The organism is Sphingobacterium sp. BN32 (genome assembly GCF_030503615.1).
In the GTDB taxonomy this organism is placed as follows: domain Bacteria; phylum Bacteroidota; class Bacteroidia; order Sphingobacteriales; family Sphingobacteriaceae; genus Sphingobacterium.
The window spans coordinates 3,665,128-3,678,905 of sequence record NZ_CP129963.1 but is presented as its reverse complement, the minus strand read 5'-3'; the positions used below and the strand labels follow the sequence as shown (position 1 = coordinate 3,678,905).

The following is a 13,778-nucleotide window of genomic DNA, read 5'->3' as shown; positions in this document are numbered from 1 at the left end:
CTAACATCTAAAACGAACAAAGCCGCTCTTTCTAGAACGGCTTTGTCTTATAATTTACGAAATGTCTTTGAGTAGTTGAGGATGTTTTCTATCGTCTTTTCGTTTGGATCTTTTGCAATCTGTTGAATGCAGTTTTTGATCTTTTCAGCGAAAACCCCTAGTTGAGTATCTTCATGTAAGTCTGTACCAAGACCTTCGTAATTTACATCTTTTACAGGAGTAGAATTTTCCACCATAAGCATCTTGATTTATGTTTATTATCTAAACGGAAGATACAAAGTATTATTGTGAAAAATTTAACATTTTTTTACTTTTTCTTTGAAGACAGTTTATTAGCTTCTACGACCGCCTTGTATGCATTCACAACACCGCCGCTTACGCTGATTTCATCTAAATAAACACGCTTCGAACCTGATTCTCCTTTGATCTTAACTTTCTGATCCACTTTCGTTACGCTCTTTAAAATCACGTCTTTAACCTGTGCTGCTGTCAAGTCAGGGTAGTATGAGCGGATCAATGCGGCCAAACCGGCTACAACAGGCGATGCCATACTTGTACCTTGTTGGTCTTTGTATTTAGAACCTGGTACGGTAGAGTTGATCTTTACGCCCGGAGCGAATACATCCACACTGCGGTAACCATAGTTGGAGAACTCTGCTAATAAGTCGCCATCTACTTTCCAACCTGTAGCACCAACGGTAATCCAGTTCTTCGCTTCACCAACCACCGCGTCTAGACTGTCTGTGAAATATTTCATCGGGTAGTTTTTCACGACATCATTATCCTTCGAGTCATTACCTGCCGCATGTACTAAAAGAACATCTTTGGATTCCGCATATTTAATAGCGTCATCAACCGTTTTCTTGTTGTATACATAGCCTTTACCGAAGCTCATGTTGATTACGCGAGCACCATTATCTACAGCATAACGAATAGCGTTTGCCACATCTTTATCGCGCTCATCACCATCAGGAACATTTCTAACGGTCATAATCTGTACATTATTCGCAACCCCGTTTACACCCAGCTTATTGTCGCGCTTCGCGCCAATAATACCTGCTACGTGCGTACCGTGCTCTGCATCTGGACCCGTAACATCATTATTTCCATAGTGACGTTCTGTCGCATCCTCATAGTTATCTCCAACAATGTGCCTAGAATCGTATTCCTTATTTAAATGATACTCTACCTGATTAGAGAAGTAGGTAGCACCTTCCTTTAAGTCTTCGTAAAATTTCTCAAACGATGTTTTGTCAAGTTCTTTTTTCGCAATGCGGATCGCCATCTTCTGGCGGTCAGAAGTAGCTTGGAAAGCATCTAAGTCTGCCTTTGTGATATCCTTAGGCTCTTTGTTCAATCCTTTGATCATGCCATCGAACTCTTCCTTCAAACGGCCGTAGTTCAAGTTTCCGAATTGTGCTTCATCCATTTTGGACGTATATTCAGTGATCATCTTCTGATAAGCGACAAACTCTCTACGTTCCTTTTCCGACAAAGGCGTCGTTGGAAGAACAGATATGTATTTAGGCTCGTATAGGCGAATTAAGCGAGTTACTTCTAAGTTGTCGAACGTTACGTTTTCACCCTTTGCATTTCCCAAAAAGTTCCAACCATGAACATCGTCGATATAACCGTTGCCATCATCGTCCTTGCCATTGCCAGGAATCTCTTTCGGATTGGTCCAAAGTACATCTTTTAAATCCTCATGCTTGATGTCGACACCGCTATCTAACACCGCGACGATGACAGGCGTAGATTTACGGCCTTTCAATAATTCGTAAGCTTTCTCTGTACTAATTCCCATTACCCCGTCTTTCTGGAAATCTAGGTTATACCAGTTTGCGGGAGGGGCATCTTTATCTTGTTTTTCTTGGGCAAATCCAAATGTCGGCAAAAGTCCGAACGCTAAGTAGCATAATAGTTTATTTGTTTTATGCATATTTCAAAATTTATGTTTTAGCAAATATAATTTATTCGCCGCTTGCGAATTGTTAATAAATCTAAAAAGCGGCTAATTTTGAGTATTTTTATCGTTGCAAAACAAACCATTTACTAGATATGAGTAATAAATTGATAATAAGTTTAATTTTAGCAACTATGATATCTTCTTGTTCTACAGATAAGAACAGCAATAAGAAGGCCATAAAATGGCCCGATGCTACGGCCCCTGTTGCGGCAGAAAAAGCACATCAGCGCGTTATCTATGGCGAGTCGGTCGATGATCCTTACTATTGGTTGAACGACTATTTTAAGAAAGGAGCTGATTCTTCAGCAGTCGTGGCCTATCTAGAGGCGGAGAACGCCTATACGGATACCATGATGAAGGATACTGAGGCGCTACAGAGCAAACTCTTCACGGAAATGAAAAATCGTATTAAGGAAGCGGACGAGTCTGTTCCTTATTTGATGAACGGGTACTATTACTACCGTAAAACTGAGGAAGGCAAGCAATACTATAAATACTGTCGCAAAAAAGGTAGTTTGGATGCGCCTGAAGAGGTGATCCTAAATGTTGATGAGATGGCCGAGGGATTCCCTTATTACGCGGTATCGGGCATGGCAATCAGCCCAGACAACAAGATGATCGCCTATGGGGTGGATACGGTTTCAAGAAGAGAATATGTGATCCATGTGAAGAACCTGGAGACGGGCGAAATATTGAAGGATAGAATTTCGCAAACTTCAGGAGACCCGGTATGGGCAGCCGATAACAAAACCTTGTTTTATACGGCGAAGCATCCGGTAACCTTATTAAGCGAGAAAATCAAAAGACATAGCCTTGGTCAACCGAGCAGCGCCGATGTCGTGGTCTATGATGAAAAAGACAATACCAATTACATCGGTGTTTGGAAATCGAAAGATGATAAATATATTTTTATCTATTCTGGCGGCACTTTGAGTTCAGAAACCCGATTTATTAAAGCAGACCAACCTACTGCAAGCTTTACTGTTTTTCAGCCGCGTATAAAAGATGTGCTATACAATGTGACGCCACTGGCAGATCGTTTCTTGATTCATACAAACGATCAGGCGAAGAACTTCAAAATTATGGAGGCGCCATTAGACAAACCCGGAAAAGAAAATTGGAAAGAATATATCCCGCATCGTGAGGACGTTTTAATCGAAGGCATCGATGAGTTTGCCAATTATTTAGCGATTTCTGAACGCAAGAATGGTCTAACGAACTTGGCTATCCGCAATTTGAAAGATAATTCACAACACTACCTAGACTTCGGCGAGGCTGCATATACGGTTTATCCGAGCACAAACGCCGAGTATAATTCGGATGTCCTTCGCTATGGATACACGTCATTGGTCACTCCATCATCGACCTTTGATTACGATATGAAAACCAAGGAGAAAACCTTGCTGAAACAGCAGGAGGTTTTGGGAGGATACGATGCAGGGCAATATGTAACGGAGCGTATCATGGCGAAAGCGAAAGACGGCGTGCAGATTCCCGTTTCCCTTGTCTATAAAAAAGGAACAAAAAAAGATGGACAGGCACCATTATTATTATATGCATATGGATCGTATGGTGCTTCAATGGATCCAAGCTTCAACTCCGGGCGCCTTTCGCTCTTAGACCGCGGCTTTATCTACGCCATTGCACATATCCGTGGTGGTGAAGAAATGGGACGCCAGTGGTATGAGGATGGCAAGATGATGAAGAAAAAGAATACCTTCACCGACTTTATCGACTGCGGACAATTCCTGATCGATCAGAAATATACCTCCAATGAGCACTTATATGCACAAGGCGGAAGTGCGGGCGGTCTATTGATGGGTGCTATCATCAATATGGCTCCGAGCTTATGGAACGGAGTAATCGCTCAGGTTCCTTTTGTAGACGTGGTGAACACCATGTTGGATGAAACCATCCCTTTAACGACGAATGAGTACGACGAGTGGGGAAATCCGAACAACAAAGAAGCGTACGACTATATGAAGTCTTATTCTCCATACGAAAATATAGAAGCCAAAGAATATCCAAATCTTCTGGTGACTACAGGCTTGCACGACTCGCAAGTGCAATATTTTGAACCTGCGAAATGGGTTGCGAAGTTGCGCAAAGTGAAGAAAGGCAATAATATAATCCTACTAAAAACCGATATGGACTATGGTCATGGTGGTGCGTCAGGTCGTTTCGACTACCTGAAAGACGTCGCATTAAACTATTCGTTTTTACTGAAGTTGGAAGGTATTAGCGAATAAGTTCAAGTCTTAAACAAGTTTTTATTTAAGTAAGCCCAATACTGACCCCTATCATAGCCCTTTCAGAACGGTTATGATAGGGGTTTGTATTGGGTTTGTATTGGGTTTAAAAGGGTTCTATGTCGAAGCAGTTTCGACCAAAAATAGAATTGTCTAAGAAAGAATCTTAGACAAGTAGATCGAAAGGCGCGACCTCTATGAGGCTTTGCCTAATTTTAGAAATTATTTAACGTGATATTGCTTGCCAGCGTTCGATTTGGCCTGGCGTAGAAGTGAAGCTCGATAAGTTTATTGATGCTCCTGCTTTTCGATTTCTCTCGAGTCTATTTGATGTTGTTTATAGTTACGCACGGCATTCTTGCTGGCGGTTTGAGATACCAGAAATCCAATGATAGCAATTACCGTTACCACTACGATGCCCCAAACATGCTTTTTCTTGTCCTGTTTTACTAACCAGTACATGAAATAAACGTAAGGGATGACAAAGATGACGAAGAAGAAAATGCTAGGACCTACCATGTTGTTTTTAAAATTTGGAACAAAATTAAGTATTTATTTGTTCTTCAGAAAATTGGGTAGGTTAATAGGTTAAATTCTGACAAAAGATTGTTTTTTTTAAACGTTTTAAAGATTTGAGAGTCTTATTAGCAGTCTGGCAATGATGGATTTGGCTTATTGGATATAAAATAAAAAATCTACAATTATATTGCATAAAAGAAAAAAATAATTGTTTACTTTTGCGCAGTCTGATTACAGCGAACAACGGAATATAATGAACTATAAAAAGGTATATATGAACACATTCGACCGAGCTTTACATAAGCTAGGGGTGAAGGTTTATTATGCCCTTCGTTCATTTAATTGTCCGCTTCTACGATTCCGACGACCTATTCTGCCTCGAGCTTGATTCTGAGGCAGGCAAACTCCAATTTTAAGGTTCATCAAGCTCGATGGATTCTGATCGAAATTTTATTTATAGTTTTTTAGAATACCTTGGTATTTATTTTTTAGGTCGACATTATTAATGACAATCTCTGATTTTTTGATTATTCCCGCAACAGCAGCTCATGTGGAGTACGCGGATGATATTTGTAATGAAATGTTCGAGTCTGCAAAGGCTCGCGGAACAGGTATTGCACGTCGAAAGCCGGAATATGTTGCTCGTAAGATGGATGAGGGCAAAGCCGTTATTGCTTTGCATAAAGATGGTAGATGGGCGGGTTTCTGCTATATTGAAACTTGGAGCCATGGTGATTACGTTGCCAATTCGGGGCTTATTGTCAATCCTGAATTTCGTAAGGTTGGATTGGCAAAAGCGATCAAAAAGCGTGTGTTCGAGTTGTCTAGAGAGAAATATCCGAAATCTAAGATCTTCGGGTTGACGACAGGATTGGCGGTGATGAAAATCAACTCTGATTTGGGCTATGAGCCTGTTACCTACTCAGAGCTGACCCAAGACGAGGAGTTTTGGAAAGGTTGCCAATCATGTGTTAACTATGATATCTTGATGTCGAAAGACCGTAAGAACTGTATGTGTACGGCGATGTTATGGGATCCGGTAGAGAAAGAACGGGAGTTGAAGGAGAAAATTCAACGTCGTGCGGAAGCGAAAGAGCGTTTGGACCGTATTTCAAAGAAACAATCGTTGTTGAAACGTATTGAAGCGAAGCTTTGGAAATCGACCAAAAAGTTTGTTGCCAGTGTAATTCCTGTAGGGGTAAAGCCGGTTAAAGGATTTTAAATTGTTATTTTTGTAATTATCAGCATATTAATCATTATAAGATGAAAAAAGTAGTTTTAGCATTTAGTGGCGGATTAGATACCTCATTCTGTTGCATCTATCTATCTCGTGATTTGGGTTTAGAAGTTCATTCTGTTATTGTAAACACAGGTGGATTCTCCGACGAAGAGTTGCAAGCTGTTGAAAAGAGAGCTTATGAATTGGGCGTTAAATCGCATACTACCATTGATGAAACTGAAGACTACTACCGCGATACAATCAAATATTTGATTTTTGGCAACGTGTTGAAGAACGCGACTTATCCATTGTCAGTATCTGCGGAGCGTGTTTGCCAAGCCACAGCTATTGCAAACTACTGTAAGAAAATCGGTGCTGAATGTGTAGCACATGGTTCTACGGGTGCTGGAAACGATCAGGTTCGTTTTGATATGATCTTCCAGACTTTGATTCCGGGAATCGAAATCATTACGCCAATCCGTGATTTAAAATTATCACGCGAGGCTGAAATTGAGTATTTAAACAATCATGGTGTCGAGTATTCTGCAGAGAAAGCGAAATATTCGATCAATAAAGGTTTGTGGGGAACATCCGTAGGTGGCGCTGAGACTTTGACATCCAACCAATACCTGCCGGAGTCGGCATGGCCTACGCCTGTCACTTCTACTGAGCCTCGCCAGATTACCATCGACTTCGAAAAAGGCGAGCCGGTAGCATTGAATGGGGAGAAGATCGGTGCGGTAAAGGTGATCCAAGAGCTTCAAGCAATTGCACAGCCTTACGGTATTGGCCGTGATATCCACGTTGGTGATACGATCATTGGTATCAAAGGACGCGTTGGATTTGAAGCTGCTGCTTCTGTGATTCTGATTAAAGCGCACCATACTTTGGAAAAACATACCTTGACGAAATGGCAATTATCTTGGAAAGACCAATTAGCGGCTTTCTACGGTAACTACATGCACGAAGGGCAGATGCACGATCCGGTGATGCGCGATATGGAAGCATTCTTAAAAAGCTCGCAGGAAACTGTAACAGGGCGTGTATTCGTAGAGCTTCACCCATACCGTTTCGTTATTATCGGAATTGAATCGGAGCATGATTTGATGTCGAACAAATTCGGTAGCTATGGCGAAATGAACGAGGGCTATACGGGCGACGATGTAAAAGGGTTCTCAAAAATCTTTGGTAACCAGACCATCATCTGGCATAAAGTGAACGGCAAAGGCTAAGATATATCATAAGGCACAGTAGTTTACTGTGCCTTTTTTAATTGAAGATACTATGGAAAAAATAAAAGTAGGAATTGTTGGATCTGCAGGATATACAGGTGGGGAATTGCTTCGTATTCTGATCTTCCACCCCCAAGTGGAAATCGTATTTGCTAATAGTGCATCGAACGCTGGAAATAAGCTGTCTGACGTGCATAACGATTTGTTTGGCGATACAGATTTAACTTTTTCCTCTGATTTTCATTCAAATATTGATGTTTTATTTTTGTGCGTAGGGCACGGAGATGCGAAGAAGTTTTTAGACGCAAATCCGGTTGATCCTAGTGTAAAGATTATTGATCTGTCGCAAGATTATCGTCTGCGTGCGAACAGCGCTTATCAAGGGAAGGACTTCGTTTATGGATTACCCGAATTGAATAAGGATAAGATCAAAGAAGCGCAATATACCGCTAATCCGGGTTGTTTTGCAACCAATATACAGTTGGCCCTATTGCCGCTGGCGAGCAAAGGTCTATTGCCGGAGCAAATCCACGTGAATGCGACGACCGGATCAACAGGCGCAGGACAGAAGCCTTCGGCGACGACGCATTTTTCATGGAGAAACAATAACTTATCGGCTTACAAGTCATTTGACCATCAGCACCTGCAAGAGATCTCTGAATCTTTAGACCAGTTGCAGGAGGGTTTTCTTCCCGAAGGCGAGGGTTCATTGTTAGCACGTGCAGCGGAGAAAATCAATTTTATCCCACAACGAGGTGATTTTGCAAGGGGTATCTTCTCGGCCATCTATGTAGATTCTGATTTATCGGAAGATGCGGCATATGAGCTGTATGATTCTTATTATGCGAATCATCCTTTTACCCATGTTTCCAAAGCGAATATAGACTTAAAACAAGTAGTCAATACCAACAAGAGCATAATCCATTTAGAGAAACACGGCAATAAATTGCTGATCTTAAACGCGACGGATAACTTGTTGAAAGGTGCTTCCGGACAAGCAGTGCAGAATATGAACCTGATGTTTGGGTTGGACGAAAAAGAAGGGCTGAGATTGAAGTCGGTGGGGTTTTAGGTTAGATGTTAGACGTTAGACATAAGATTTTAGAACTTTTTGGGGGTGTTTTAGCTGATTTTAGGAAGTCTAGTTAACTGATCCTTTTATGGATTTCAAACCTTTAATTGAAAATATTTCAAAGCATGTTATTCTAAATCCTGAGGAAATTTCCTTTTTTAAAAGGTTTTGGAAAGTTAGAACTTTTAAAAAAGGCGATTACCTCTTGCGGAATGGAAATGTATGTAGATATGATAATTACGTGTTATCAGGTGCTTTAAAAGCCTTTTACATCAATGCTGCAAGTGGGGACGAGGAGATTGTCTATTTTGCAATTGACGATTGGTGGGCAACGGATATCGATAGTTTCTCGAAACAGAAGCCAAGCATTTACAGTATTCAAGCGATTGAAGATTCTACCGTTTTACAGATTAGTTATTCCTCATTTCAAAATATGCTTGTAGAAATCCCGAAGTTGGAAAGATATTTCCGGATTATTCTGGAAAGTTATTTGGGAACTCTGCAGCAGAGAATTGTCTATAACAATGTATTCACTGCTGAACACAGATATTATGATTTTCTTGAAACCTATCCCAAAATATCATCTAGAGTGCCACAATATCTAATTGCTTCCTATTTGGGAGTGTCAGCAGAATTCATCAGCCGTATTCGAAAGAAAAACAAATCCTCTTGAACTAGGTCAATTTTTGTTGAATAAATACGCCCCATTTTTGCTTAACAAATTTAAGTAATAATGAAGGTATTGATAGTAAATTCGAGCACAAGAGAGGAGTACTCTCACAGTAGATCGCTTAGTAAGCTTTTTGTAGAAACATGGTCAAAAAAATATCCAAACGATAGTTATGTATATCGGGAGGTTGGTTTGACTCCTGTTCCACATATTACGAATGAATGGATTGGAGCATCTTTCACCAAAGTAGAGGCTAGGACCGCAGAAAACCAGAAAATACTCGAGCTGAGTAATACTTTGGTAAAGGAATTAAAAGAGGCAGACATCTATGTGATTGCCACGCCGATGTACAATTGGTCTATACCTAGTGGACTCAAATCGTATATTGACCAAATTATGCGAATCAATGAAACGTGGAAATTTAGGTCTGGACGGCCTGATGGCGATTACGTCGGGCTTTTAGAAGATAAAAGGATGTTTATTTTATCGAGCAGGGGAGACAGTGGATATGGGGTAAACGAGAAAAATGGACATATGAACTTCCAAACTACTTATCTAACATTCATTTTTAATATTTTGGGTGTCAAAGACATCACCACTTTATCATTGGATAACGAAGAGTTTGGAGGAGAGTTGTTTGCCCAATCTCAACGAAAGATATTCGACCAAATTGCCAAGCTCGAAGAATAAGTGAAAAGCTATTGAACGATCCTCTTTCAACGGCATTTCCTAAAAAATAAAAAAAGGAACCCGCTCAGCGAGTTCCTTTTTATTTTGTAGAATAGTAGACGTCAAATGTCTAAAATCTAATGTCTAACGTCTAAAATCTAATATCTAAAATCTATCTTTCCAGCAGATTTATTTTTCTTTCAACAGATACATTATCACCGGTGATTGCATTACCATCTTTATCGATTAGCGTAAGTTTCACTGTTGCTTCGCCCTTCGGAAGGTTCAACACTTCGTATGGTGTCCATTGATCCAAAATAAATTCCTGACCGTTGATTGTTGCTTTTACTTTGTTTCCGTCGGCAGAAAGTGTTGTATTGTTGATGAAGAAGTCTAACAATAATACATTTGTTTCATCCCCCTTGTAATCTCCTTTCGGACGGCTGTAGAACAAGGATGGCTCTGTCGGAGTCGGTTCTTCCGTAATCTTCGCATCCGCACCTACTTTGAATTTAATCAATTTTGCTGCTTCCGCGGTTTTGATAGACTCGTGGAATGAGCGCGACAAGAAAGATAGCAAGTAATGCTCTGAGTTTACAGGAACCGTAAAGGTATGCTCTGGCTTGTACAATGCAACGTAAGGAGTGTTATCCAAAATGAAGTGGATATGCTGTCCATCGTGCGAGTTTGCCATGTGATGCGTATGCTCGGTCTGTTCCGTTAACTTAAAGTTCTGTACGTCGTATTTCACCGTAATTTTAGCAGAGTCGGCACCAGCTTTCACAGATTCTATTGAAGCGATCTTCAAACTTGCTCCAGGGAACTCTTTTGCGTGTTGAAGTGGATTAACGGCGATAGCACCTACTGAATCGGCTAGCGCTGTTGAATCTTTTACCTCTCCATCTTTGTTTTTTGTGGATTTGTTATCACATGATGCAAAGAGAGCTGTCGCCGCTAACAATGCACATACTGTTTTCATCGTTCTCATATTAAATTATTTAGTCGAGTAAATGTTTATTAATTACGAACAAGTAAAAGCAATAATTGTTTGCGATTTATTGAAATACAATATCCAAGGATTCTTTGATCTTGGCTAAAGTCTGTTTTAGATCGTCCTCCGTATGTGCTGCAGAAATAAATCCGACTTCATAGCCCGATGGGCCAAAGTAAATGCCACGGTTCAATAGTTCGCGGTGCATTTTCTTATAGAACTCCATGGAAGCAGGGTCGATCTGATCGGCGCGTTGAATTTTCTCTTGTTCAGTAAACGCAAACCAGAAGATAGAACCGATGCTAAAGATCTTGATTTGATACCCGCGTTCGGCGATAAAGCTGCGCAATTCTTCAACGAAAGCTTGGGTGGTTTGTTCCAGTTTCTCGTAGAAACCAGGTTGTGCTAAGATCGATAATGCAGCGATACCAGCAGCCATGGCTACGGGATTACCTGACAATGTTCCAGCTTGATAAACAGCGCCGTCGGGCGAGATACAGCCCATCAATTCTTTTGATGCCCCATAAGCTCCAACAGGCATACCACCACCGATAATCTTACCGTAGGTTAGAATATCGGGTTGTATATCGTAGTATTTTGAAGCACCTTCAAAACCTAAGCGGAAGCCGGTAATAACCTCGTCAAAGATTAATAAGGCTCCGTTTGTTTTTGTTATATCGCGTAGGAATTGTATGTATTCTTTTTCTTGAATTAGCAGTCCGTTATTCGCGGGAACCCCTTCGATAATTACTGCGGCGATTTGGTCTTTGAAATCTGCAAAAACTTTTTCTAAAGCTGCTTTATCGTTTAATGCAATCACAATGGTTTCATCAGCGAAAGATTTTGGAACCCCTGCCGATGAGGTTTCACCGAATGTAACCAGTCCCGATCCTGCCTTTACAAGAAGGGAATCGGAGTGGCCATGATAACATCCTTCGAATTTCACGATTTTATCACGTTTGGTATATCCTCTAGCTAAACGAATTGCAGACATTACCGCTTCCGTTCCAGAGCTTACAAAACGTATTTTTTCGATTTTCTTATTGTTGTTTAAGATCAATTCTGCGAGCTCATTCTCTAAGGCAGTAGGCGCACCAAAGCTTAGTCCTTTACCTAGTTGATTTTGTACTGCTTCGCGGATTTCAGGATTGTTATGACCTAGGATAAGAGGTCCCCAGGAACAACAGTAGTCGATAAATTCATTGCCATCAGCATCCCATAAATGGGCTCTATCACCACGTTCGATAAATAATGGAGTACCATACACGGATTTGAAAGCACGAACCGGAGAATTTACGCCTCCTGGGAAATATTGCTTAGCTTTTTCAAATAACTCGGCTGATTTTTCGCGTGAAATATCTGAAACAGATGTTGTCATAGTCTAATGTATTTTGTTAAGTACACAAAGATACGAGTATTTAGAACTTAGCGGTTTTTATTTAGTCCTTTTTCCTTGCTTGTCATCGGTTTCCTCAGCATTTAAGCTAGTCTTTACATTCGTTAGACTTTCATCTTGAAAAAGGCGTAGCATGTTACAAATAGGAAGCAGCTTATATTAAAAGTGAGGTACACAATTTCCACAGATTGAGGTCGCGAGGAAAACATTTTATTTAATATAGACTACTCTGGAAAATAAAATAGGTTTACAGTATCGTATTTAACCCGATAAAGTTATTGCTTTCAAATAGCTTAATTGGATTGCCATCCGCGAGGAATTGGCTTAAGCGTTCTTTGAAATCTTGATCATCATACTTCTGCTTTACACAGTGCAGGAATGTCCTCAGAGGTATGATATTTCAGTTTTGATCATCTGCGAACAATAACAAGATACTCTTGCATCATTTAAACATAAAAAAGCCACCGATAAGGTGGCTTTTTCTTGAAGGAGTAGCCGACCATAGGTCTAACTACTAACTACTAAGTACTAAGTACTGCGCAGCCTATTTTCCTTCGTTTAATACTTTAGTTACTAATTCAGCAGCTTCTTTTAATAAGATTGCTGAGTATACTTTTAAACCTGATTCATCGATAAGGTCTTTCGCTTCTTTCGCGTTAGTACCTTGTAAACGTACGATGATTGGCACAGGGATATTTCCGATTTCGTTATAAGCATCAATAACACCTTGAGCAACGCGGTCACAACGAACGATACCACCGAAGATGTTGATTAAGATAGCTTTTACGTTAGGGTCTTTTAAGATGATGTTGAAACCAGCTTTTACAGTCTCAGCATTTGCAGTACCACCTACGTCTAAGAAGTTAGCAGGTTCACCACCAGCTAATTTGATGATGTCCATAGTAGCCATCGCAAGACCAGCACCATTTACCATACATCCAACGTTTCCGTCTAATTTAACGTAGTTTAAGTTTGACTCACCAGCTTCTACTTCTGTAGGATCTTCTTCCGTGATGTCGCGTAATGCAGCGATATCAGCGTGACGGTATAAAGCATTCTCATCTAAGTTTACTTTTGCGTCTACTGCTAAGATTTTGTTATCAGAAGTTTTTAATACAGGGTTGATTTCGAACATAGAAGCATCGATAGAATCGTATGCTTTGTATAGAGCAGCTACAAACTTAACCATGTCTTTGTGTGCAGCGCCTGATAATCCTAAGTTGAAAGCAATCTTACGCGCTTGGAAGCCTTGTAAGCCTACTTTAGGATCGATCTCTTCTTTGAAAATTAAGTGAGGAGTTTTTTCAGCAACCTCTTCGATATCCATACCACCTTCTGTTGAGTACATAATGATGTTGCGACCAGTAGCACGGTCTAACAATACAGACATGTAGAATTCTTTTGTTTCACTCTCTCCAGGGTAGTAAACATCCTGAGCGATTAAAACTTTGTTAACTTTTTTACCTTCTGGACCAGTCTGCGGAGTTACTAATTGCATACCGATGATGTCAGTAGAACGTTGTAATACTTCATCATGGTTTTTTGCTAATTTCACACCACCACCTTTACCACGGCCACCCGCATGGATTTGTGCTTTTACCACAACCCAGTCCGAGTTGAATTCTTCTTTCATTCTTTTCGCAGCCTCAACAGCTTGCTCTGGGGTTTCAGCAACAATACCTTCTTGTACTGCTACTCCGAAACTCTTAAGTATTTCTTTTCCTTGATATTCGTGAATGTTCATTGATAAAAAAATTTGCTGTAAAAATAGCGTATTTATTCGGAAGGGACAAGT

General features: G+C 40.4%; 12 protein-coding genes. 6 read left to right on the top strand and 6 right to left on the bottom strand.

The window, feature by feature from the left end; genetic code table 11:
• Positions 1-47: 47 nt before the first annotated feature.
• Together QYC40_RS15640 and QYC40_RS15635 are read right to left on the bottom strand one after the other, a co-directional pair.
• Positions 48-236 carry a hypothetical protein gene (locus QYC40_RS15640; protein ID WP_301991077.1) on the bottom strand — a complete coding sequence of 63 codons (189 nt, stop codon included), beginning with the start codon at positions 234-236 and terminating at the stop codon, positions 48-50.
• A gap of 71 nt (positions 237-307) precedes the next feature.
• Complete coding sequence (locus QYC40_RS15635; RefSeq protein ID WP_301991076.1) at positions 308-1,939, bottom strand: S8 family peptidase; 1,632 nt, start codon at positions 1,937-1,939, stop codon at positions 308-310.
• A 158-nt stretch (positions 1,940-2,097) separates the two neighbouring features.
• Between QYC40_RS15635 and QYC40_RS15630 the strand changes: the two genes are divergently transcribed.
• Positions 2,098-4,215, top strand: a complete 2,118-nt coding sequence (locus tag QYC40_RS15630) for a S9 family peptidase (RefSeq protein WP_301991074.1) — start codon at positions 2,098-2,100, stop codon at positions 4,213-4,215.
• A gap of 288 nt (positions 4,216-4,503) precedes the next feature.
• Here QYC40_RS15630 and QYC40_RS15625 read toward each other — a convergent pair whose 3' ends face one another.
• The gene (locus tag QYC40_RS15625) at positions 4,504-4,734 is read right to left on the bottom strand and encodes a hypothetical protein (RefSeq protein ID WP_149524780.1); all 231 of its coding nucleotides are present in this window, start codon (positions 4,732-4,734) and stop codon (positions 4,504-4,506) included.
• Between the two features lie 505 nt (positions 4,735-5,239).
• On the opposite strand from QYC40_RS15625, the gene QYC40_RS15620 reads away from it, so the two are divergent.
• The 5 genes from QYC40_RS15620 (at position 5,240) to QYC40_RS15600 (ending at position 9,617) form a co-directional block, all read left to right on the top strand.
• A complete protein-coding gene (locus QYC40_RS15620) occupies positions 5,240-5,956 on the top strand; it encodes a GNAT family N-acetyltransferase (protein ID WP_301991071.1) in 717 nt (238 codons plus the stop codon).
• A gap of 41 nt (positions 5,957-5,997) precedes the next feature.
• Positions 5,998-7,185: an argininosuccinate synthase gene (gene argG / locus QYC40_RS15615; protein WP_301991070.1), complete on the top strand. Its 1,188-nt coding sequence runs from the start codon at positions 5,998-6,000 to the stop codon at positions 7,183-7,185.
• A gap of 52 nt (positions 7,186-7,237) precedes the next feature.
• Positions 7,238-8,257, top strand: coding sequence for an N-acetyl-gamma-glutamyl-phosphate reductase (gene argC / locus QYC40_RS15610; RefSeq protein WP_301991069.1), 1,020 nt, complete (start codon positions 7,238-7,240; stop codon positions 8,255-8,257).
• Positions 8,258-8,345: 88 nt separating this feature from the next.
• Positions 8,346-8,930, top strand: coding sequence for a Crp/Fnr family transcriptional regulator (locus QYC40_RS15605; RefSeq protein ID WP_301991068.1), 585 nt, complete (start codon positions 8,346-8,348; stop codon positions 8,928-8,930).
• A 60-nt stretch (positions 8,931-8,990) separates the two neighbouring features.
• On the top strand, positions 8,991-9,617 hold the full coding sequence (locus QYC40_RS15600) for an FMN-dependent NADH-azoreductase (protein ID WP_301991066.1): 627 nt from the start codon (positions 8,991-8,993) through the stop codon (positions 9,615-9,617).
• Positions 9,618-9,768: 151 nt separating this feature from the next.
• On the opposite strand, the gene QYC40_RS15595 is transcribed toward QYC40_RS15600, so the two are convergent.
• The 3 genes from QYC40_RS15595 to sucC form a co-directional block, all read right to left on the bottom strand.
• Positions 9,769-10,584, bottom strand: coding sequence for a hypothetical protein (locus tag QYC40_RS15595; protein ID WP_301991064.1), 816 nt, complete (start codon positions 10,582-10,584; stop codon positions 9,769-9,771).
• A gap of 67 nt (positions 10,585-10,651) precedes the next feature.
• Positions 10,652-11,965, bottom strand: coding sequence for a glutamate-1-semialdehyde 2,1-aminomutase (gene hemL, locus QYC40_RS15590; RefSeq protein WP_301991062.1), 1,314 nt, complete (start codon positions 11,963-11,965; stop codon positions 10,652-10,654).
• 562 nt (positions 11,966-12,527) lie between these two features.
• A complete protein-coding gene (gene sucC, locus QYC40_RS15585; RefSeq protein WP_301991061.1) occupies positions 12,528-13,727 on the bottom strand; it encodes an ADP-forming succinate--CoA ligase subunit beta in 1,200 nt (399 codons plus the stop codon).
• Positions 13,728-13,778: the final 51 nt, after the last annotated feature.